The sequence below is a fragment of the Pseudomonas sp. ok272 genome (genome assembly GCF_900109995.1).
Classification (GTDB): domain Bacteria; phylum Pseudomonadota; class Gammaproteobacteria; order Pseudomonadales; family Pseudomonadaceae; genus Aquipseudomonas.
On sequence record NZ_FOCB01000008.1, the window covers coordinates 162,907 to 183,864 of the forward strand.

At 62.1% G+C, this 20,958-nt stretch carries 17 protein-coding genes and 4 tRNA genes; 8 read left to right on the plus strand and 13 right to left on the minus strand.

Going from position 1 to position 20,958, the window contains the following annotated elements:
• Positions 1–22: 22 nt before the first annotated feature.
• Both BMW74_RS13795 and BMW74_RS13800 read right to left on the minus strand, forming a co-directional pair.
• A complete protein-coding gene (locus BMW74_RS13795; RefSeq protein WP_175479221.1) occupies positions 23–1,513 on the minus strand; it encodes an MDR family MFS transporter in 1,491 nt (496 codons plus the stop codon).
• A 49-nt stretch (positions 1,514–1,562) separates the two neighbouring features.
• On the minus strand, positions 1,563–2,609 hold the full coding sequence (locus BMW74_RS13800) for an HlyD family secretion protein (protein ID WP_093421143.1): 1,047 nt from the start codon (positions 2,607–2,609) through the stop codon (positions 1,563–1,565).
• A gap of 231 nt (positions 2,610–2,840) precedes the next feature.
• On the opposite strand from BMW74_RS13800, the gene gltX reads away from it, so the two are divergent.
• The 8 genes from gltX (at position 2,841) to BMW74_RS13840 (ending at position 7,097) form a co-directional block, all read left to right on the plus strand.
• Entirely contained in the window at positions 2,841–4,322 is a 1,482-nt protein-coding gene (gene gltX, locus BMW74_RS13805) for a glutamate--tRNA ligase (RefSeq protein ID WP_093421147.1), read from the plus strand.
• A 191-nt stretch (positions 4,323–4,513) separates the two neighbouring features.
• Positions 4,514–4,589 (plus strand) — tRNA-Ala (locus BMW74_RS13810).
• A gap of 79 nt (positions 4,590–4,668) precedes the next feature.
• Positions 4,669–4,744, plus strand: a tRNA-Glu gene (locus BMW74_RS13815).
• 53 nt (positions 4,745–4,797) lie between these two features.
• Positions 4,798–4,873, plus strand: a tRNA-Ala gene (locus BMW74_RS13820).
• Positions 4,874–4,951: 78 nt separating this feature from the next.
• Positions 4,952–5,027, plus strand: a tRNA-Glu gene (locus BMW74_RS13825).
• 182 nt (positions 5,028–5,209) lie between these two features.
• Positions 5,210–5,749: a TetR/AcrR family transcriptional regulator gene (locus tag BMW74_RS13830; RefSeq protein WP_093421150.1), complete on the plus strand. Its 540-nt coding sequence runs from the start codon at positions 5,210–5,212 to the stop codon at positions 5,747–5,749.
• 29 nt (positions 5,750–5,778) lie between these two features.
• The gene (locus tag BMW74_RS13835; RefSeq protein WP_093421155.1) at positions 5,779–6,612 is read left to right on the plus strand and encodes an alpha/beta fold hydrolase; all 834 of its coding nucleotides are present in this window, start codon (positions 5,779–5,781) and stop codon (positions 6,610–6,612) included.
• A 47-nt stretch (positions 6,613–6,659) separates the two neighbouring features.
• Positions 6,660–7,097: an acyl-CoA thioesterase gene (locus tag BMW74_RS13840; RefSeq protein ID WP_093421158.1), complete on the plus strand. Its 438-nt coding sequence runs from the start codon at positions 6,660–6,662 to the stop codon at positions 7,095–7,097.
• 77 nt (positions 7,098–7,174) lie between these two features.
• Here BMW74_RS13840 and nuoN read toward each other — a convergent pair whose 3' ends face one another.
• The 11 genes from nuoN to nuoC all read right to left on the minus strand — a co-directional run bounded on the left by nuoN (position 7,175) and on the right by nuoC (position 20,944).
• Positions 7,175–8,635, minus strand: a complete 1,461-nt coding sequence (gene nuoN, locus BMW74_RS13845; protein WP_093421163.1) for an NADH-quinone oxidoreductase subunit NuoN — start codon at positions 8,633–8,635, stop codon at positions 7,175–7,177.
• Positions 8,636–8,642: 7 nt separating this feature from the next.
• Positions 8,643–10,175: an NADH-quinone oxidoreductase subunit M gene (gene nuoM, locus BMW74_RS13850; RefSeq protein ID WP_093421168.1), complete on the minus strand. Its 1,533-nt coding sequence runs from the start codon at positions 10,173–10,175 to the stop codon at positions 8,643–8,645.
• A 39-nt stretch (positions 10,176–10,214) separates the two neighbouring features.
• On the minus strand, positions 10,215–12,068 hold the full coding sequence (nuoL, locus tag BMW74_RS13855; RefSeq protein ID WP_093421172.1) for an NADH-quinone oxidoreductase subunit L: 1,854 nt from the start codon (positions 12,066–12,068) through the stop codon (positions 10,215–10,217).
• Positions 12,065–12,373: an NADH-quinone oxidoreductase subunit NuoK gene (gene nuoK / locus BMW74_RS13860; protein ID WP_093421177.1), complete on the minus strand. Its 309-nt coding sequence runs from the start codon at positions 12,371–12,373 to the stop codon at positions 12,065–12,067. The genes nuoL and nuoK overlap by 4 nt, the downstream gene beginning before the upstream one ends.
• Before the next feature lie 2 nt (positions 12,374–12,375).
• Entirely contained in the window at positions 12,376–12,879 is a 504-nt protein-coding gene (gene nuoJ / locus BMW74_RS13865) for an NADH-quinone oxidoreductase subunit J (RefSeq protein WP_093421181.1), read from the minus strand.
• A gap of 13 nt (positions 12,880–12,892) precedes the next feature.
• On the minus strand, positions 12,893–13,441 hold the full coding sequence (nuoI, locus tag BMW74_RS13870; protein WP_093421186.1) for an NADH-quinone oxidoreductase subunit NuoI: 549 nt from the start codon (positions 13,439–13,441) through the stop codon (positions 12,893–12,895).
• A gap of 11 nt (positions 13,442–13,452) precedes the next feature.
• The gene (gene nuoH, locus BMW74_RS13875; protein WP_093421191.1) at positions 13,453–14,460 is read right to left on the minus strand and encodes an NADH-quinone oxidoreductase subunit NuoH; all 1,008 of its coding nucleotides are present in this window, start codon (positions 14,458–14,460) and stop codon (positions 13,453–13,455) included.
• Complete coding sequence (gene nuoG / locus BMW74_RS13880) at positions 14,457–17,171, minus strand: NADH-quinone oxidoreductase subunit NuoG (RefSeq protein ID WP_093421196.1); 2,715 nt, start codon at positions 17,169–17,171, stop codon at positions 14,457–14,459. Before nuoG ends, nuoH begins: the two co-directional genes overlap by 4 nt.
• 136 nt (positions 17,172–17,307) lie before the next feature.
• Positions 17,308–18,663, minus strand: coding sequence for an NADH-quinone oxidoreductase subunit NuoF (nuoF, locus tag BMW74_RS13885; RefSeq protein WP_093421200.1), 1,356 nt, complete (start codon positions 18,661–18,663; stop codon positions 17,308–17,310).
• Positions 18,660–19,157, minus strand: coding sequence for an NADH-quinone oxidoreductase subunit NuoE (nuoE, locus tag BMW74_RS13890; RefSeq protein WP_008020715.1), 498 nt, complete (start codon positions 19,155–19,157; stop codon positions 18,660–18,662). The genes nuoF and nuoE overlap by 4 nt, the downstream gene beginning before the upstream one ends.
• Before the next feature lie 2 nt (positions 19,158–19,159).
• On the minus strand, positions 19,160–20,944 hold the full coding sequence (gene nuoC / locus BMW74_RS13895; protein ID WP_093421204.1) for an NADH-quinone oxidoreductase subunit C/D: 1,785 nt from the start codon (positions 20,942–20,944) through the stop codon (positions 19,160–19,162).
• Positions 20,945–20,958: the final 14 nt, after the last annotated feature.

A 20,958-nucleotide genomic window follows, 5' to 3' on the forward strand; every position in this document is an offset into this window, starting at 1 on the left:
GTCGAGGCACCGCAGAGACTCGCTAGTGCGCCTCACCGGCCTTCAATCCCGCCGGCAACGCCTTGGTCAACAGGATCGCCAGCATGCTCACCCCGAGCGCAATCCCGACAAAGTGGAACGCATCGTTGTAGGCCATGATCGACGCCTGCTGGTGGGCGATTTCGCTGAGCTTGCCCAGTGCCGCCGTCTCGCTGCCGAAGCGGTCGGTCAGCGACGCCAGGCGTTCGGCCACCTGCGGGTTGGTGGGCACAATCGCCTCACGCAAGTAGTCGAAGTAGGTCTTGGTGCGCGCGTCCAGCAGGGTGGCGAGCAGCGCGATGCCGATGGCGCCGCCCAGGTTGCGCAGGATGTTGAACAGACTCGACGCCGAGCCGGCATCCTGGGGCAGGATGTAGGCGGTGGCGATCAGCGAAATGGTCACCATGATCAGCGGCTGGCCGAGGGCGCGGATGATTTGGATCTGATTGAACTGCGGCCCGGCGAAGTCCGGGTTGAGCACGCCCGAGGAAAAGCTCGCCAGGCCGAACAGGCCGAAGCCAAAGGTACACAGCCACTTGGGCGAAATGTACTTCATCAGCTTGGGCACCAGCGGAATCAGGAACAGCTGCGGCACGCCCATCCACATGATCACCTCGCCGATCTGCAACGAGTTGTAGTTCTGGATCTGCGCCAGGTACAGCGGCAGCAGGTAGATCGAGCCATATAGCCCCACGCCCATGCCCAGGCTGGAAATGCTCGACAGGCCGAAGTTGCGGTTGCGCAGGATGCCCAGGTTGATCAGCGGATTGGGTTTGGACACCTGCACGATGACAAAGGTGATCAGGCTGACCAGGGCGATGCTGCCCAGGGTGACGATCAGGCTCGATTCCAGCCAGTCCTTGCGATGACCTTCCTCCAGGAACACCTGCAAGCAACCCAGGCCGACGCCCAGGGTGAGGATGCCGGTGTAGTCGGTGCTTTTGAGCAGTTCCCAGTGCGATGCTTTCTTCTCCAGGCCATACATCAGGCCGGCGATCATGAGTAGGCCGGGCGGGATGTTGATGTAGAAGATGTACTCCCAGCCCCAGTTTTCCGTGAGCCAGCCGCCCAGGGTCGGGCCGATGGAAGGCGCGAAGGTCGCCGTCATGGCGAACATCGCCATGCCTTTGGCGCGGTGGTGTTCGGGGAGCTTGATCAGGGTCAGGGTGAACGCCAGCGGAATCAACGCGCCGCCGGTGAACCCCTGCAGGGCGCGGAACACAATCATGCTTTCCAGGCTCCAGGCCATGGAACACAGCAGCGAGGCCACCAGGAACCCCAGCGACACCCACACTGCCAGGCGGCGCGCCGACAGCAACTGCACCAGCCACGCGGTGAGCGGGATCATGATGATTTCCGCCACCAGGTAGGAGGTGGAAATCCATGAGCCTTCCTCCAGGGTGGCCGACAGCGCGCCCTGGATGTCCTTGAGCGAAGAATTGGTGATCTGGATATCGAGCACCGCCATGAAGGCGCCGAGCATCACGCTCATCACCGCAATCCAGTCCCGCCGAGTCGGTTCGCCGACTGGGCGGATCAGTTGATCACCGGCCATCGACAGGGTCTTTGACGTTCACTTTGACCGTGACCGACATCCCGGGGCGGATCTTGCCGGCCAGCGGGTTGTCGGCGGCGAAGGTCAGCTTGACTGGGATCCGTTGCACGACTTTGGTGAAGTTGCCGGTGGCATTGTCTGGTGGCAGCAGGCTGAACTGCGCGCCCGAGGCGGCGAACAGACTGTCGATGCGAGCTTCGATGGGCGTGTCGCCGTAGGCATCGAAGATCAGTTGGGCCTTTTGTCCGGGCTGCATACGGCCGATCTGGGTTTCCTTGAAGTTGGCCTGGATCCAGATGTCCTGGTCCGGGACGATCGACAACAGGTAGGCGCCGGCTTGCACCACCTGGCCATTACGGGCGGCGCGCTGGCCGATCAGGCCGCTGATGGGCGCGTAGATCGCGCAGCGGGTCAGGTTCAACTGTGCCTGGGCGAGATCGGCGCGGGCATTGGCGATCTGTGCGTCGAGGCGCTTGAGTTCGGCGTTGAGGGCATTGACCTGTTGGCGCTGTGCCTGGGCATCGGCCTGGGCCTTGGTCACCTGTGAGCGGGCGATGTGGTTTTCGGCGGACAGGGTGGTGACCCGCTCTTCCGACACATAGCCCGGTTTACGCAGCGTTTCGGCGCGCGACAAGTCGATTTGCGAGCGGCCGAGGCTGGCCTGGCTGGACGCGACCTGCGCGTCGCTGGAGGCGATCAGGCTGGCTTGCTGGGTCAGTTTGCTCTGCGCTTGCAGGTGCTCGGCCTCGCGGGTGGCGAGGGCGGCGTTGGCGCGGTCGATGGCCAGTTGGAAGTCGTCGCTTTCAAGCTTGATCAGCCGTTGGCCTTTTTCCACGTGCTGGTTGTCCTGCACCAGCACCTCGTCGATGCGGGCGCTCAACTGGCTGGAGACACGGGTGATTTCGCCCTGGACATAGGCGTTATCAGTGCTTTCATAGAAGCGTCCCTTGAGAAACCATTCGGCAAAGAAGCCGCCGGCAATCAGCAGGACAATGATCAGGAAAATAAACAGGCGACGCTTGAGTTGGGCAGGCATGGGCAGACTGTAGTCGGGAAAGTGTAAGGAAATTTATCAGGCGCTGAATCTGTCACATAGCCGACCAGTGGTAAATGCCACCTAAGGCGAATCAGCTGTTCAGCGGCCTCCAGGGCTTTTGTAGCCCCAAGCTTGGCTTAAATGCCCTGCTGACTGGAGCGGGGCGGGTGTCGCCTGTTACCATTCGGCCTTTGTTTCATCTCCGCTTTTCATCTTCTTTCGAGACACGCCATGACCACCGTCCGCACTCGCATCGCGCCATCGCCTACCGGCGATCCCCATGTCGGCACCGCTTACATCGCTTTGTTCAACTACTGCTTTGCCAAGCAGCATGGCGGTGAGTTCATCCTGCGCATCGAAGACACCGATCAGTTGCGTTCGACCCGCGAGTCCGAGCAGCAGATTTTCGACGCCTTGCGCTGGTTGGGCATCGATTGGGCCGAGGGGCCGGACGTCGGTGGGCCGCATGGCCCTTATCGCCAGAGCGAGCGTGGTGATATCTACCAGAAGTACTGCCAGCAGTTGGTGGACATGGGGCATGCCTTCCCGTGCTTCTGCACCAGCGAGGAATTGGACCAGATGCGCGCCGAACAAATGGCGCGCGGCGAAACCCCGCGCTACGACGGCCGTGCGCTGCTGCTGTCCAAGGAAGAAGTCGCCCAGCGCCTGGCCGCCGGCGAGCCCCACGTGATCCGCATGAAGGTGCCGACCGAAGGTGTGTGCGTGGTGCCGGATATGCTGCGTGGCGACGTCGAGATCCCGTGGGATCGCATGGACATGCAAGTGCTGATGAAGACCGACGGCCTGCCGACGTACTTCCTGGCCAACGTGGTCGACGACCACCTGATGGGCATCACTCACGTATTGCGTGGCGAGGAATGGCTGCCATCGGCGCCAAAGCTGATTCTGTTGTACGAGTACTTCGGCTGGGAGCAGCCGCAGCTGTGCTACATGCCGCTGCTGCGCAACCCGGACAAGAGCAAGCTGTCCAAGCGCAAGAACCCGACATCGGTGACGTTCTACGAGCGCATGGGCTTCATGCCCGAGGCGATGCTCAACTACCTGGGCCGCATGGGCTGGTCGATGCCGGACGAGCGCGAGAAGTTCTCGCTGCAAGAGATGGTCGACCATTTCGACCTCTCGCGCGTCTCCCTGGGCGGGCCGATCTTCGACGTCGAGAAGCTGTCTTGGCTCAACGGCCAGTGGCTGCGTGACTTGCCGGTGGAAGAGTTCGCCAGCCGCATGCAGACCTGGGCGCTGAACCCCGAGTACATGATGAAGATTGCCCCGCATGTGCAAGGCCGGGTTGAAACCTTCAGCCAGGTCGCACCGCTGGCCGGATTCTTCTTTGCCGGTGGCGTGAACCCGGATGCCAAGCTGTTCGAGTCCAAGAAGCTCTCGGGCGACCAGGTTCGTCAGTTGATGCAGTTGATCCTGTGGAAGCTCGAAAGCCTGCGTCAGTGGGAGAAGGACAGCATCACCGCGACCATCCAGGCCGTGGTCGAATCCCTGGAGCTGAAGCTGCGTGATGCCATGCCGCTGATGTTCGCCGCCATCACCGGCCAGGCGAGCTCGGTCTCGGTGCTCGATGCCATGGAAATCCTCGGCCCGGACTTGACCCGTTTCCGTCTGCGCCAGGCCATCGACCTGCTCGGTGGCGTGTCGAAGAAAGAAAACAAAGAGTGGGAAAAGCTGCTGGGCGCTATCGCCTGACACGCTGCATGAAGGACTGATGGCCATTGTGCATGCCTGTCGTTGGGTGCGCAGTGGTCGCCAGACCCCCGGATTTTCGGGGGGAGGGCGGTAAGTGATTGTTCTGTCGGCAAAAAATTTTAAATTATTTGAAAAATAAGTTTGACAGACTTTCGATACGCCCTTAAGATTCGCCCCGTCCTCAGCGATGAGGGGCTATAGCTCAGCTGGGAGAGCGCTTGCATGGCATGCAAGAGGTCGACGGTTCGATCCCGTCTAGCTCCACCAATTTACACTTCAAGGTCTGGCCACACCGGTCTTGAAGCGATCAGCGCTCAGCGCTGATCAGTTGTATAGAAGGGTTTGCGTCCCCTTCGTCTAGTGGCCTAGGACACCGCCCTTTCACGGCGGTAACAGGGGTTCGAGTCCCCTAGGGGACGCCAGTATTACAGAAGTGATGTCGCAAGATGCCACTCCGCCGCGAGGCGAAAAATCTGGGGCTATAGCTCAGCTGGGAGAGCGCCTGCATGGCATGCAGGAGGTCAGCGGTTCGATCCCGCTTAGCTCCACCAATTTACAGTTCAAGGTCTGGCCACACCGGCCTTGAATCGATCAGCACTCAGCACTGATCAGTTGTATAGAAGGTTTGTGTCCCCTTCGTCTAGTGGCCTAGGACACCGCCCTTTCACGGCGGTAACAGGGGTTCGAGTCCCCTAGGGGACGCCACGATTACCCGCTCTGCGGGATTTATAGGGGTCATTCAATTATTGAATGGCCCTTTTGTTTGTCTGGCGTTTGGCCAACCCGCTTAATCCTCCCTTCTAGTTCTCCTGACCAACGGTCAAATTAAAGACTTGCGTAAAATTATTATGAGAATAATATTTCTATCGTAATATTCGGAGGCATCGATGAACGACAAAAAAGCGCAAACCCGTGAACGCATTCTCCAGGCCGCCAGTTCTGCGCTGGTCCAGCGCGGCCCGGCCGAGCCCAGCGTGGGCGAAGTGATGGGGGCTGCCGGCCTGACCGTGGGTGGCTTCTACGCGCACTTCGACAGCAAGGACGCGATGATGTTGGAGGCGTTCACTCAACTGCTGGGTCAGCGTCGGGCGCTGATCGCGAACATGGATGACAAGTTGACCGGCGAAGAGCGCCGGGCGTTGGTGGCGGCGTTCTACCTGTCTCGCCGACACCGCGACTCCACTGAGAATGCCTGTCCGATCCCGGCGTCAGTCGGGGAGATGGGACGCTTGCCGGATGACTTTCGGCTGGCGCTGAGCGAGCACCTCGAACTGATGGTCGCGCAGTTGGCCAGTAGCCCGGAAGACATCGACAAGGCATTGGCGGACTTGGCATTGATGGTCGGTGGGTTGAGCCTGGCGCGGGCGCTTGGCGCGGGTGAGTTGTCTGATCGATTGCTGCGTGCCGCCAAGTCGGCGGTGTTATGACCTGAAGCGCTGGCCTGTGGAGATGCACGATGAGCACATTAAGTTGGGTTCGAGGCGTAAACGCTACGTTGGGCTGGGTAGCCCCCGGGATGATCGCGAGCAAGATGCGCCAGGCGTTCATGACGCCGCGAGAGCTACCGCCGCGGGAGTGGGAAATGCCGCTGTTGGCGAGCGCCGAGCGCATCACCCTGCGTTTTGGCCTCTCGGCCTTGCGCTGGGGGCAGGGGCCGACGGTGCTGCTGATGCACGGCTGGGAAGGCCGTCCGACACAGTTCGCCAGCCTGATCAGCGCGTTGGTCGACAGCGGCTACACCGCGGTCGCCATCGATGGCCCAGCCCACGGTCGGTCCCCGGGGCGTGAAGCCAATGTGATGCAATTCGCCCGCGCCCTGCTGGAAGCCGCGGCCGAGCTGCCGCCCTTGCGCGCCGTCATCGGCCATTCCATGGGCGGGGCCAGCGCGATGCTTGCCGTACAACTGGGCTTGCGTACCGAAACCCTGGTCACGATCGCGGCGCCCGCGCGAATCCTTGCAGTGTTGCGTGGCTTTGCCCGCTACGTCGGCATGCCGCCCAAGGCGCGCTCGGCGTTTATCCGGCAGATCGAGCAGGGTGTCGGGATCCAGGCGTCACGGCTCGATGTCGCGCACTACCAGTTGACGATGCCGGGCCTGATCGTGCATGCCGAGGACGATCCCTTCGTCTTGGTCGGGGAGTCGCAGTTGATCCACGACGCCTGGTTCGACAGTCGCCTGTTGCGCCTGGAGCAGGGCGGTCACCAGCGCGTATTGGCCGACCCGCGCTTGATCGAAGGCGTGCTGGCGTTACTCGCGGCGCGTGCCGTACAGGCGCGCCAATCGGCCTGATCATCCGCTACACTGCCCGGGCGAAATCATCTGACCGGGAGTGTGGCATGGGCTGGGATCGGGCAACGCCGTTCATCATTGACCTTGAGGTGGCCGCTGAGGACATCGACGGGTTGGGGCACGCCAATAATGCGGTGTACGTCACCTGGCTCGAACGTTGCGCCTGGCGCCACTCTCAGCGCCTTGGGCTGGACCTGACCGAGTATCGGCGCCTTGATCGGGCCATGGCCGTAGTGCGCCACGAAATCGACTACCTGGCGGCAGCCTACGAGGGCGACGAGTTGCAGTTGGCGACCTGGATCGTTGATTGGGACCAGCGCCTGAAAATGACCCGGCACTTCCAACTGATCCGCCCCAGCGACAACACCACGCTGCTGCGTGCGCAAACCACCTTTGTCTGCATCGAGCTGTCCACCGGCCGGCCCAAGCGCATGCCGGCCGAGTTCATCGAAGGCTACGGCCCGGCGCTGCCCGCCATCGCCTGATCAAAACCCTATCCCCTGAATGCAGAAACGGCACCCGAAGGTGCCGTTTCTATTGGTGCTGCGTGTCGCTCAGGCGATCAACCCAGGCCCGCCTGCTGAACCAGGGTCAGCAGAGGTTGTGGGTAGACGCCCAGGAAGAACGCGAGCAGGGCGATGGCCAACAGCATCACGCCTCCGGCCTTCTGTTCCCAGTGCAGCTCGGCATCGACGCGGCGCAGGTTTGGCTCGATCAGGTACAGGGTGACCATCACGCGCAGGTAGTAGAAGACGCCGATGGCGCTGCCCAGTACCAGGGAGCCGACCAGCCACCATTGGTGCGCTTCGACACCGGTGGCAATGATGTAGAACTTGCCGATGAAGCCCGCGGTCAGCGGGATACCGGCCAGGGACAGCATCATCACGGTCAGTACGGCAGTCAGGTACGGACGACGCCAGAACAGGCCGCGGTACTCGTACAGCGCGTCGGCGTCACGGCCCTTGTACGGCGAGGACATCAGGGTGATCACACCGAACGCGCCGAGGCTGGTGACCACGTAGGTGACCAGATACACGCCAATGGCTTCCAGGGCCAGGCCTTTGCTCGCCACCAGGGCGATCAGTAGGTAGCCGAAGTGGGCGATGGACGAGTAACCCAGCAGACGCTTGAGGTTGCTCTGGGTCAGTGCCAGCAGGTTGCCGAACAGGATCGATGCAATGGCGATCACGGTCAGGACGTTGCTCAGCACGGCAGTGTTGGCAGCTGGGGAGATCTGGAACAGACGCACCATGACCGCAAACACCGCGACTTTCGAGGCAGTCGCCAGGAACGCGGCGACAGGGGCCGGGGCACCTTCGTACACGTCCGGCGTCCACAAGTGGAAAGGCACCAGGGACAGTTTGAACGCCAGGCCCACCAGCATCATCGCCAGGCCCAGTTGCGCCAGCGGGCTGGCCGCGCCGCTGGCGGCCAGGGCATGACCGATACCGCTGAAGCTCAGGCTGCCAGCATCGGCATAGAGCAGCGCCATGCCGAACAACAGGAACGCGGAACCGGCAGCCGACAGCACCATGTACTTGATGCCGGCTTCCAGGGAGCGCTTGTTGAAGAAGGCGTAGGCCACCAGGCCGTAGACCGGCACCGAGAGCAGTTCCAGGCCGATGAACAAGCCGGCCAGGTGCTGCGCGCTGACCAGCACGATACCGCCGGCCGCAGCCAGCAGGATCAGCAGGTACAACTCTTCGCGGTTGCCCGGGTAGCCCGTGCCGCCTTCGCCGAGATAGGCGTGGGCGAGGGTGACGCAGGCCAGGGTCGCAACCAGGATCAGTGCGATGTACAGCAGTGCGAAGTTGTCGACCAGCATCAGCGGGGTGACGACCAGCGGCGCGACCTTGAGTGCTGGCAGGATCGACAGCAAGGCCAGGTTAAGACCCGCTACCGAGAGCAGGAAGGTCTGTGAGTGGTTGCGGCGCCATGCGATAGCCAGCATCACCACAATCACGGTGAGGCTGGTGATCAACAGTGGCGCTAGCGCGATAAAGTGTTGAATCGTGAATTCCATAGCGCTCTTACCGGGCCGAAGCGAGTTGAGTGAAGGCGGTACCGAGCCATTGCTGCACGCCATGCATGGTGGCGGCAGAGGTATCGAGGAACGGTTGCGGGTAAACGCCGATATAGATCAGCAACGCCGCAAGGCCCAGCACCATGATCAGTTCGCGAGCATCCATGCCGTGCAGCACCGCGTCCGATTTGGACGGGCCGAAGTAGGCACGGTGAATCATGATCAGCGAGTAGACCGAGCCGAACACCAGGCCCGAGGTGGCAATCGCGGTGATCCATGGCGCACTGGCGAAGGTGCCAATGAGGATCAGGAACTCACCGACGAAGTTGCCCGTGCCCGGCAAGCCCAGGGAGGCCGCCGCGAAGAACAGGCTGATGGCTGGCAGGTAGGCGATCTTCGACCACAGGCCACCCATCTCACGCATGTCGCGCGTGTGGGTACGCTCGTAGAGTTGGCCGCTGAGGATAAACAGTGCGGCTGCCGACAGGCCGTGAGCCAGCATCTGGATCACCGCCCCTTGCAGGGCCAGTTGGCTGCCGGAGTAGATGCCGATCAGCACGAAGCCCATGTGCGAGACGCTGGAGAACGCGATCAGGCGTTTGATGTCGGTCTGGGCAAACGCCAGGAACGCACCGTAGAAGATCCCGACCAGACCCAGGGTCATGGCGATCGGCGCGAACTCGGCCGAAGCATTCGGGAACAGCGGCAGGGCGAAACGCAGCAGGCCGTAGGCCGCCGTCTTCAGCAGGATACCCGCCAAGTCCACGGAGCCGGCAGTCGGCGCCTGGGCGTGGGCGTCCGGCAGCCAGGAGTGGAACGGCACCACCGGCAGCTTGACCGCGAAGGCGATGAAGAAACCGAGCATCAGGATGTACTCGGTGGTCATCGACATCTTGGTCTTCAGCAGGTCGGCGTAGTTGAAGGTAATCACGCCAGTGCTGTTGAAGTTGACCAGGACCAGGCCCAGGATCGCCACCAACATGATCAGGCCGGAAGCCTGAGTGAAGATGAAGAACTTGGTGGCCGCGTAGATCCGGGTTTTCTTGCCGTCGGACGAACTATGACCCCAGAGCGCGATGAGGAAGTACATCGGCACCAGCATCATTTCCCAGAAGAAGAAGAACATGAACAGGTCGAGGGCGAGGAACACTCCGACCACACCGCCCAGGATCCACATCAGGTTCAGGTGGAAGAAACCCACGTGACGCTGAATCTCTTTCCAGGAGCACAGTACCGAGAGGATACCCAACAGGCCGGTCAGCAGGATCATCAACAGCGACAGGCCGTCGAGGGCCAGGTGCACGTTGATGCCGAAGCGCTGGATCCAGACATGCTTGAACTCAAGCGCCCAGGTCGGATCGGCGCCAGGCGCCGGTGCAAATGAGTAGTCACCGTGGGCCCACAGCCAGAGGCCGAGGGCGAGTTCCAGGGTCATGGTCAACAGCGCAATCCAGCGCGGGAGGGTAGAGCCGAAGCGCTCACCCATCCAGCACAGCAGGCCGCCGATGAAGGGGATCAGGATTAGCCAGGGCAGAATCATGACGGGCTCGTTTCCTTTCGCAAATTCGCAAGGTTCATATCAGACCGCTACCAGCACGACAGCACCGATGACCAACACGGCACCAGCAGCCATCGAGGCAGCGTACCAACGCAATTGACCGGTCTCGGTGCGGCTCAGGGCGTTGTGACCGCCTTTGGCCATACGCGGGATCAGACCGATGGTCTGGTCGAACGGGTCTTTGCGCAGCAGGTGGCTGATCGCAAGGTACGGCTTGACGAACAGTTTGTCGTAGATCCAGTCGAAGCCCCAGGCGGCGAACCACCAGGCCGACAGGAAGCGACCGACGCCGCTGTTGGCGATGGCGGTGACGAAGCGGCGCTTGCCCAGGAACAGCAGGGCGGCCAGCAGGATACCGGCCAGGGCAATGGCGCCCGAGGCGATTTCCAGGCTGTGCTTGGCTTCGCCGCCGGCATGGCCGACGCTTTGTGGCAGTACGCCGTGCAGGGGCGGCACGATCATCGCGCCAATGGCGGTCGACAGCACGATCAGCACCGACAAGGGCAGCCAGTGGGCAATGCCGTGACCCGCGTGGGCTTCGGTCTTGGCTTCACCGTGGAACGTGATGAAGATCAGGCGGAAGGTGTAGAGCGAGGTCATGAACGCACCGACCAGGCCGGCGTACAGCAGGCCGTGGTTGCCGCTGGCGAACGCTTCCCAGAGGATTTCGTCTTTGGAGTAGAAACCTGCGGTCACCAATGGCAGGGCCGCGAGGGCCGCGCCGCCGACGATGAAGCTGGCGTAGGCCAACGGCAGTTTCTTCCACAGGCCGCCCATCTTGAAGATGTTCTGCTCGTGGTGGCAGGCAACGATCACCGCACCGGACGCCAGGAACAGCAGGGCCTTGAAGAAGGCGTGGGTCATCAGGTGGAAGATCGCGCCATCCCAGGCACCCACGCCCAGGGCCAGGAACATGTAGCCAATCTGGCTCATAGTCGAGTAGGCGAGGATCCGCTTGATGTCGGTCTGTACCAGGGCCGCGAAGCCGGCCAGGACCAGGGTCACGCCGCCCACGATGCCCACCAGGTGCAGGATGTCCGGCGCCAGGGTGAACAGGCCGTGGGTACGGGCGATCAGGTAGACACCGGCGGTTACCATGGTCGCGGCGTGGATCAGGGCCGACACCGGGGTCGGGCCCGCCATCGCGTCCGCCAGCCAGGTTTGCAGCGGCAGTTGTGCGGATTTGCCGACCGCGCCACCCAGCAGCATCAGGGTCGCCAGGGTGATCCAGAAGTCACCGACCTGGAACTTCTGCGGTGCCAGCACCAGCAGTTCCTGGATGTTCAGCGTGCCCACCTGGATGAACAGGATGAACAGGCCGATGGCCATGAACACGTCGCCGATACGGGTGACGACAAAGGCCTTGAGTGCGGCGTTACCGTTGTTGCGGTTGCTGTAGTAGAAACCGATCAACAGGTACGAGCACAGGCCTACGCCTTCCCAGCCGAAGTACAGGAACAACAGGTTATCGCCCAGCACCAGGAACAGCATGCTGGCGATAAACAGGTTGGTATACGCGAAGAAGCGCGAGTAACCGTCTTCACCGCGCATGTACCAGGACGCGAACAGGTGGATCAGGAAGCCCACGCCCACCACCACGCCAAGCATGGTGATCGACAGGCCGTCGACGTACAGGGCGAAGTCAGGCTTGAAGCCCTCGACCGCCATCCACTGCCACAGCACCAGGGTGTAATGACCACCTTCGGGTGGCGCGACGTTGAATTGCCAGATCACATAGGCCGCGACAATTGCCGACAGGCCGATGGAGCCGACGCCGATCAGCGCCGCGAGGTTTTCCGAGAGTCGGCCACGGGAGAACGACAGCAGCAGGAACCCGATCAGGGGAAATACGAAAGTCAGGAAGATAAGGTTCATCCGCGCATCTCACTGGCAGCGTCGATATCGAGCGTGTGGAAGCGGCGATACAGCTGCAGCAGGATCGCCAGGCCAATACTGGCCTCGGCGGCTGCCAGGCTGATCACCAGGATGAACATGACCTGTCCATCCGGCTGGCCCCAACGGGCGCCCGCAACGATGAAGGCCAATGCCGCGGCATTCATCATCACTTCCAGGCTCATCAACACGAAAAGAATGTTACGGCGCACCATCAGGCCGACCAGGCCGAGGCAGAACAGGATGCCGGCAACCGCCAGACCATGCTCCAAAGGGATAGCAGGCATCGTCATTGCTCCTTGGCTTCGTTGCGGCCCAAGTGGAACGCCGTGACCGCTGCGGCGAGCAGCAGCATCGAGGCGAGTTCGACCACCAGCAGATAAGGACCGAACAGGCTGATGCCCACTGCCTTGGCGTCTACGGTGGTCAGGCCAATGGCGGCACCGCTGGAGTGGCTGAACAGCACATACAGCAGTTCAGCCAGCAGCAGCGCCGCGAGCACGACCGGACCCAACCAGATACCGGGCTTGAGCCACACGCGCTCTTGCTGGACGGCAGCGGGGCCAAGGTTGAGCATCATCACCACGAACACGAACAGCACCATGATGGCGCCCGCGTAGGCGATCACTTCGAGTACGCCGGCAAAGGGTGCGCCGAGGCTGAAAAAGGTCATCGCCACGGCAATCAGCGAAATGATCAGGTAGAGCAGGGCATGCACCGGGTTGGTGTTGGTGATCACGCGAAGCGTGGCCACAACCGCGATACCCGATGCGAAGTAGAAAGCGAATTCCATCTTTACTTCTTCCTTAAGGCAGCAAGCTCTTCACGTTGATCGGCTCGGCTTCGTTCTGCGCGGAACCTTTCGGCTTCCCGGCAACGGCCATACCGGCAACCCGATAGAAGTTGTAGTCAGGGTTTTTACCAGGGCCGGAGATCAGCAGATCTTCTTTCTCGTAAACCAGGTCCTGACGCTTGAACTCGGCCATCTCGAAATCCGGTGTCAGCTGGATCGCGGTGGTCGGGCAGGCTTCCTCGCAGAGGCCGCAGAAAATGCAGCGCGAGAAGTTGATGCGGAAGAACTCCGGGTACCAACGACCGTCGTCGGTTTCGGCCTTCTGCAGTGAGATGCAACCCACCGGGCACGCCACGGCGCACAGGTTGCAGGCCACACAACGCTCTTCGCCATCAGGGTCGCGAGTCAGGACGATACGGCCACGGTAGCGCGGCGGCAGGTACACCGCCTCTTCCGGGTATTGCAGGGTGTCGCGCTTGCGAAAGCCATGGCCGAAAATCATGACCAGGCTGCGCAACTGGGTACCAGTACCCTTAACGATGTCGCCAATATATTTGAACATGGGTCAAATCCTCACTGAACCGCGCCCGCAGGCGTGTTCAACAACACAACGGCAGCGGTCACCAGCAAATTGATCAGGGTCAGCGGCAGGCAGAATCTCCAGCTGAAATCCATCACCTGGTCATAGCGCGGGCGCGGAATAGAGGCGCGCAGCAGGATGAACAGCATGATGAAGAACGCGGTCTTCAATGCGAACCAGAAGAAAGCCAGTTGCGGCAGGATGCCGAACGGACCGTGCCAGCCACCGAAGAACAGCGTGACCAGCAGCGCCGAGATCAGAATGATGCCGATGTACTCGCCGACGAAGAACATGCCCCATTTCATGCCGGCGTATTCGATGTGGTAACCGTCAGCCAGTTCCTGCTCTGCTTCCGGCTGGTCGAACGGGTGACGGTGAGTCACGGCGACGCCGGCGATGAAGAAGGTACAGAAACCGAAGAACTGCGGGATGATGAACCACAGGTTCTGCGCCTGGTACTCGACGATGTCGCGCATGTTGAACGAGCCAACCTGCACCACGATGCCCATCAGGGCCAGGCCCATGAACACTTCGTAGGACACGGTCTGGGCCGAGGCACGCAAGGCACCCAGCAGGGCGAACTTGTTGTTGCTCGACCAGCCGGCGAACAGCACCGCATAGACCGACAGGCCGGCCATGGCGAAGAAGAACAGCAGGCCGATGTTCAGGTCCGCCACGCCCCAGGTCGGGGTGATCGGGATGATTGCGAAGGCAATCAGCAAGGCGCTCATGGCCACGACCGGGGCCAGGGTGAAGATCACCTTGTCGGCAAACGGCGGTGTCCAGTCTTCCTTGAAGAACATCTTGAGCATGTCGGCGGCGATCTGGAACATGCCGAATGGGCCCACGCGGTTCGGACCGTAGCGGTCCTGCCACCAGCCCAACAGGCGACGCTCGACGAAGGAGAGCAGCGCGCCCGCGACAACCACCGCCAGCAGGATCACGATGGCCTTGACCACCGCGAAGATGGTGTCGATCACTTCAGGGGTGAACCAGGTCATTGAGCTGCCTCCTGCAGACCGTCAACGGACTTGCCAAAGATCGCCGGTGGAATGCCCGCCAGGCCGGCTGGCAATGCCACCAGGCCTGCGCCCAGCTCTTCGTTGATGCGCAGCGGCAGACGCAGGGTCTGGCCGGCTACGTTCAAACTCAGCAGGGCGCCGTCATTGACGCCCAGGCGGTCGGCTTCGGACTTGGCCAGTGCCACGTAGGCAGCCGGGATGCGCTCTTGTACCGGCGCGGCCTTGGAAGAGGTCTCTTCACTGCCGAACAGGTGGAAGAACGGCACCACTTGCCAGGTGCCCTGGGCCGGGTTGAAAGCGCGAGGCACGGTGGCGAACCAGTTCAGCGAATCACCCTGGCTTTCGATCAGGCGGGTGCCCGGATCGCCAGCGCGGATATGACCACCGACTTCGTCCTGGAACTTGTTCCAGGCCTGTGGCGAGTTCCAACCCGGCGACCAGGCGAACGGCACTTGTTGGCGCGGCTCGACCGAGCCCGAGTAACCTTCCATGGAGAAGGCGAACGCGGTGTCGTTGTCTTGCGGGGTGCGTGGTTCATGCACGCTGATGTCGGCGCGCATGGCGGTACGACCGGAATAACGCAGCGGTTCGCGGGCCAGTTTCATGCCCTTGATGCGGAACGCAGCGGACGGCGCGGCGTCGACAATGCGCGCCAGTTGCGGCGTGCTCGAAGCAACGGCAGCGGTCGCGTGGTCGAGCTGGGTCCAGTCGATTGGCTGGTTCAGCAAGGTGGCGCGCAGGGCGTGCAGCCAGCGCCAGCCTTCGTGGACCAGGATGCTGGCGTCCATGTATTTCGGGTCGAATACCTGGAAGAAGCGCTGGGCGCGGCCTTCCTGGCTGACCAGGGTGCCATCGCCTTCAGCGAAGCTGGCGGCTGGCAGGACCAGGTGCGCACGATCGCTGGTGGCGGTTTTCTGGTGGTCGGCAACGATCAGTACTTTGGCCGCGTTCAGCGCTGCATCGACCTTGGCCGAGTCAGTGCGGGTGTACAGATCGTTTTCCAGGACGACGATGGCATCGGCCTGGCCATCGATCACGGCTTGCAGCGCAGCATCCACCGATTCGCCACCGAGCATGGCCAAGCCGAGGCTGTTGGCTTCCGGCACGATCAGGCTGATGGAACCGTTCTTCTCGCGCAGCTTGAGGGCCTTGGCGATGTTGGCAGCGGCTTCGATCAGGGCCTTGGAACCCAGTGAGGTGCCGGCGATGATCAGTGGGCGCTTGGCTGCCAGCAGGGCGTCGGCGATACGCTTGGCCAGGGCCAGGGCGTCGCTGTCCAGGCCTTCAACGGCCGGGGCGCTGACGTCGAGGGCGTGGGCCACGGCGAAACCGATGCGGGCCAGGTCGTCAGGTGCGGCGTGTACGCATTCTTCGGCGATATCGTCGAGCTTGGTGTCAGCCAGGCTGGCGATGAACAGCGGGTTCAGCGCGTTCTGGCCGATGTTCTTCACGGCAGCGTCGAGCCACGGCTGGACGCGCATCGCGTCGGCCATGTCTTCGGCCTTGCCCTTGACCGACTGGCGCAGGGCCAGGGCCATGCGCGCGGCGGTCTGGGTCAGGTCTTCACCCAGGACAAAGATCGCGTCGTGGTCTTCGATGTCACGCATATTCGGAACGGGCAGCGGGCTGTCGTTCAGCACTTGCAAGACCAGGCGGATGCGCTCCAGCTCATCGGCTTCGATGCCGCTGTAGAAGTGCTCGGCACCGACCAGTTCGCGCAACGCGTAGTTGCTTTCGAGGCTGGCGCGGGGCGAACCGATGCCGACGATGTTACGTCCGCGCAGCAGCTCGGCGGCCTTGTCCAGTGCTTCGTCCAGGCTCAGTTTCGCGCCGTTGGCCAACAGCGGTTGGCGAGGGCGGTCTTCACGGTTGACATAGCCATAGCCGAAACGGCCACGGTCGCACAGGAAGTACTGGTTCACCGAACCGTTGTAGCGGTTTTCGATCCGGCGCAGTTCACCGTAGCGCTCGCCCGGGGAGATGTTGCAACCGCTGGAGCAGCCATGGCAGATGCTCGGCGAGAACTGCATGTCCCATTTGCGGTTGTAGCGCTCGGAGTGAGTCTTGTCGGTGAACACACCGGTCGGGCAGACCTCGGTGAGGTTGCCGGAGAACTCGCTTTCCAGGGTGCCGTCTTCAACGCGACCGAAGTACACGTTGTCGTGGGCGCCGAATACGCCCAGGTCGGTGCCGCCGGCGTAGTCTTTATAGAAGCGTACGCAGCGGTAGCAGGCGATGCAGCGGTTCATTTCGTGGGAAATGAACGGGCCCAGTTGCTGGTTCTGGTGCGTGCGCTTGGTGAAGCGATAGCGACGCTCGTTGTGGCCGGTCATGACCGTCATGTCTTGCAGGTGGCAGTGACCGCCTTCCTCGCACACAGGGCAGTCGTGCGGGTGGTTGGTCATCAACCATTCAACGACGCTGGCGCGAAAGGCCTTGGACTCTTCATCTTCGATGGAGATCCAGGTGCCGTCGGTGGCTGGCGTCATGCAGGACATGACGATCCGACCACGGGTGTCGTTCTCGTCGGTGTACTGCTTGACCGCGCACTGGCGGCAAGCGCCAACGCTGCCAAGGGCAGGGTGCCAGCAGAAATACGGGATATCGAGGCCTAGCGACAGACATGCCTGTAACAGGTTGTCTGCCCCATCGACTTCGAGCTCTTTGCCGTCTACGTGGATAGTGGCCATGGTTCAAAGTTCTTCGTTGGCCCGGTGTCAGCGGGCGTGGCTAATGGAATCTTGTTGTTCGCGCGAATCAACACAGCCGCTTGCGGCGTCATCACACGAGAAGGCGAAGGGCACGGGCCCTTCGCCTGTTTAAACGTTATGCGCCGACTACGATCGGCCTTGCCAGGGGCGGGACGGCGGCGCTGGTAGGCGCGATGCCGGCTTCGAACTCTGGACGGAAGTATTTGATTGCGCTGCCCAATGGCTCCACGGCGCCCGGTGCGTGAGCACAGAAGGTCTTGCCTGGGCCGAGGAAGCCGACCAGACCCAGCAGGGTCTCGATATCGCCGGGCTGGCCTTCGCCGTTCTCGATCGCCATCAACAGCTTGACGCTCCAGGGCAAGCCATCGCGGCAAGGGGTGCAGAAACCGCACGACTCGCGGGCGAAGAACTGCTCCATGTTGCGCAGCAACGACACCATGTTCACGGTGTTGTCCACGGCCATGGCCAGGCCGGTACCCATGCGGGTGCCCACCTTGGCGATACCGCCAGCGTACATTTGTGCGTCGAGGTGCTCGGGGAGCAGGAAGCCGGTACCGGCGCCGCCTGGCTGCCAGGCCTTGAGGGTGTAGCCGTCGCGCATGCCGCCGGCGTAGTCCTCGAACAACTCGCGACCGGTGACGCCGAACGGCAATTCCCACAGGCCCGGGTTCTTGACCTTGCCGGAGAAGCCCATGAGCTTGGTGCCCATGTCTTCACTGCCGGCCCGGGCCAACGATTTGTACCACTCCACGCCGTCGCCGATGATCGCCGGCACGTTGCACAGGGTCTCGACGTTGTTCACGCAGGTCGGCTTGCCCCACACGCCAACGGCGGCCGGGAAGGGCGGCTTGGAGCGCGGGTTGGCGCGACGGCCTTCGAGGGAGTTGATCAATGCGGTTTCTTCACCGCAGATGTAACGCCCGGCGCCGGTGTGGACGAACAGCTCGAAATCGAAGCCGCTGCCCAGGATGTTCTTGCCCAGCAGGCCCGCGGCCTTGGCTTCTTCCACGGCACGGTTGAGGTGCTTGGCGGCGGTGGTGTACTCGCCCCGCAGGAAGATGTAGCCACGGTAGGTCTTCAGTGCGCGGGCACTGATCAGCATGCCTTCGATCAGCAGATGGGGCAATTGCTCCATCAGCATGCGGTCTTTCCAGGTGTTGGGCTCCATTTCATCCGCGTTGCACAGCAGGTAGCGGATGTCGATGGACTCGTCCTTGGGCATCAGGCCCCACTTCACGCCCGTGGGGAAGCCTGCGCCGCCACGGCCCTTGAGGCCGGCGTCCTTGACGGTCTGGACGATATCGTCCTGGGCCATGTCGGCAAACGCCTTGCGTGCAGCGGCGTAGCCGTTCTTGGCCTGGTACTCGTCGAGCCACACAGCCTCGCCATCGTCACGCAGGCGCCAGGTCAGAGGGTGAGTCTCTGGCGAGCGCTGGATGCGGTTGGCGGGGCCGAAGGAAGTCAGGGTCATACGTAGCCCTCCAACAGTTTGGCGACGCCAGCAGGCTGTACGTCACCGAAAGTGTCGTCGTCGATCATCAACGCCGGTGCCTTGTCGCAGTTGCCGAGGCAGCAGACAGGCAGCAGGGTGAAACGACCGTCGGCGGTGGTCTGGCCCAGGCCAATGCCCAGCTTGCTCTGGATTTCGCTGACCACCGACTCGTGGCCACCGATGTAGCAGACCATGCTGTCGCAGACGCGAATGATGTGGCGGCCAACGGGCTGGCGGAAGATCTGGCTGTAGAACGTCGCCACGCCTTCAACGTCGCTGGCCGGGATGCCGAGGATCTCGCCGATGGCGTACAAGGCGCCGTCGGGCACCCAGCCACGTTCCTTCTGGACGATCTTCAGGGCTTCGATCGACGCCGCGCGCGGGTCTTCGTAATGATGCAGCTCGTGCTCGATGGCCGAGCGCTCGGTTTCACTCAAGGTGAAACGGTCTGTCTGGATAAGCGTGCTATTCATGCTTAGCGGTCCACGTCGGCCATAACGAAATCGATGCTACCCAGGTACGCAATCAAGTCCGCGACCATCTCGCCTTTGATCACCGAAGGGATCTGCTGCAAGTGCGGGAAGCTTGGGGTGCGAATCCGGGTGCGGTAGCTCATGGTGCCGCCATCGCTCGTCAGGTAGTAACTGTTGATGCCCTTGGTCGCTTCGATCATCTGGAAGGATTCGTTGGCCGGCATGACCGGGCCCCACGAAACTTGCAGGAAGTGCGTGATCAGGGTCTCGATGTGCTGCAGCGTGCGCTCTTTGGGTGGCGGCGTGGTCAGCGGGTGATCCGCCTTGTACGGTCCTTCCGGCATGTTGCGCATGCACTGTTCGATGATCTTCAGGCTCTGGCGCATTTCTTCGACACGCACGATGCAACGGTCGTAGGCATCGCCGTTGGCCGCCAGCGGTACTTCGAATTCGAAGTTCTCGTAGCCGGAGTACGGGCGCGCCTTGCGCAGGTCGAAATCGCAACCGGTGGAACGCAGGCCGGCACCGGTGACGCCCCATTCCAGGGCCTCTTTGGTGTTGTAGGCAGCGACGCCAATGGTCCGACCCTTGAGGATGCTGTTGTCCAGTGCGGCTTTCTGGTACTCGTCCAGGCGCTTGGGCATCCAGTCGATGAATTCCTTGACCAGGCGTTCCCAGCCACGCGGCAGGTCGTGGGCCACACCGCCGATGCGATACCAGGCCGGGTGCAGGCGGAAGCCCGTGATGGCCTCGATCACCTTGTAGGCTTTTTGGCGGTCGGTGAAGGTGAAGAACACCGGCGTCATGGCTCCCACGTCCTGGATATAGGTCCCCAGGAACAGCAGGTGGCTGGTGATGCGGAAGAACTCGGCCATCATGATGCGGATGGTGTCGACCTTCTCGGGCACCTTGATGCCGGCCAGCTTCTCGACCGAGAGCACGTACGGCAGGTTGTTCATCACGCCGCCGAGGTAGTCGATACGGTCGGTGTACGGGATGAAGCTGTGCCAGGACTGACGCTCGGCCATCTTCTCGGCACCACGGTGGTGGTAGCCGACGTCTGGCACGCAGTCGACGATCTCTTCGCCGTCCAGCTGCAGGATGATGCGGAACGCGCCGTGGGCCGAAGGGTGGTTCGGGCCCAGGTTGAGGAACATGTAGTCCTCGTTGGCGCCCGAGCGCTTCATGCCCCAGTCTTCAGGCTTGAAGCGCGCGGCTTCTTCCTCAAGCTGTTGCTTGGCCAGGGTCAGGCTGAACGGATCGAATTCGGTGGCGCGGGCCGGGAAGTCCTTGCGCAGCGGGTGACCTTCCCAGGTCGGCGGCATCATGATGCGCGACAGGTGCGGGTGGCCGGGGAAGTCGATGCCGAACATGTCCCACACTTCGCGCTCGTACCAGTTGGCGTTGGGCCAGATACCGGTCACGGTCGGAATGCTGAGGTCGCTCTCGGACAGGGCAACCTTGATCATCACATCGCTGTTACGTTCCAGCGACATCAGGTGATAGAACACGGTGAAGTCGACGCCGCTCGGCAAGCCCTGGCGCTTGGTACGCAGACGCTCGTCCACGCCATGCAGGTCATAGAGCATGACGTACGGCTTGGGCAGGTTGCGCAGGAAGGTCAGGACTTCGACCAGCTTGGCCCGGGCAACCCAAAGCACCGGCATGCCGGTGCGAGTAGGCTGGGCGGTAAACGCCTCGGGGCCAAAACGGTTGTTCAGTTCGACGACCACATCCTGGTCGTCTGCCTTGTAAGGCGGGATGTACAGAGCACTGCCTGTAGTCATGGTTATTTATCGCT

What these genes read in the sequence shown, in the direction of transcription:
- nuoG (WP_093421196.1), bottom strand. Translation starts at nt 17,171, where the DNA reads ATGGCCACTATCCACGTAGACGGCAAAGAGCTCGAAGTCGATGGGGCA.
- BMW74_RS13830 (WP_093421150.1), top strand. Translation starts at nt 5,210, where the DNA reads ATGAACGACAAAAAAGCGCAAACCCGTGAACGCATTCTCCAGGCCGCC.
- nuoJ (WP_093421181.1), bottom strand. Translation starts at nt 12,879, where the DNA reads ATGGAATTCGCTTTCTACTTCGCATCGGGTATCGCGGTTGTGGCCACG.
- nuoF (WP_093421200.1), bottom strand. Translation starts at nt 18,663, where the DNA reads ATGACCCTGACTTCCTTCGGCCCCGCCAACCGCATCCAGCGCTCGCCA.
- nuoE (WP_008020715.1), bottom strand. Translation starts at nt 19,157, where the DNA reads ATGAATAGCACGCTTATCCAGACAGACCGTTTCACCTTGAGTGAAACC.
- BMW74_RS13800 (WP_093421143.1), bottom strand. Translation starts at nt 2,609, where the DNA reads ATGCCTGCCCAACTCAAGCGTCGCCTGTTTATTTTCCTGATCATTGTC.
- nuoN (WP_093421163.1), bottom strand. Translation starts at nt 8,635, where the DNA reads ATGGAATTCACGATTCAACACTTTATCGCGCTAGCGCCACTGTTGATC.
- gltX (WP_093421147.1), top strand. Translation starts at nt 2,841, where the DNA reads ATGACCACCGTCCGCACTCGCATCGCGCCATCGCCTACCGGCGATCCC.
- nuoC (WP_093421204.1), bottom strand. Translation starts at nt 20,944, where the DNA reads ATGACTACAGGCAGTGCTCTGTACATCCCGCCTTACAAGGCAGACGAC.
- nuoM (WP_093421168.1), bottom strand. Translation starts at nt 10,175, where the DNA reads ATGATTCTGCCCTGGCTAATCCTGATCCCCTTCATCGGCGGCCTGCTG.
- nuoH (WP_093421191.1), bottom strand. Translation starts at nt 14,460, where the DNA reads ATGACCTGGTTCACCCCTGAAGTGATCGACACCATCTTCGCGGTGGTC.
- nuoI (WP_093421186.1), bottom strand. Translation starts at nt 13,441, where the DNA reads ATGTTCAAATATATTGGCGACATCGTTAAGGGTACTGGTACCCAGTTG.
- nuoL (WP_093421172.1), bottom strand. Translation starts at nt 12,068, where the DNA reads ATGAACCTTATCTTCCTGACTTTCGTATTTCCCCTGATCGGGTTCCTG.
- BMW74_RS13840 (WP_093421158.1), top strand. Translation starts at nt 6,660, where the DNA reads ATGGGCTGGGATCGGGCAACGCCGTTCATCATTGACCTTGAGGTGGCC.
- BMW74_RS13835 (WP_093421155.1), top strand. Translation starts at nt 5,779, where the DNA reads ATGAGCACATTAAGTTGGGTTCGAGGCGTAAACGCTACGTTGGGCTGG.
- nuoK (WP_093421177.1), bottom strand. Translation starts at nt 12,373, where the DNA reads ATGCCTGCTATCCCTTTGGAGCATGGTCTGGCGGTTGCCGGCATCCTG.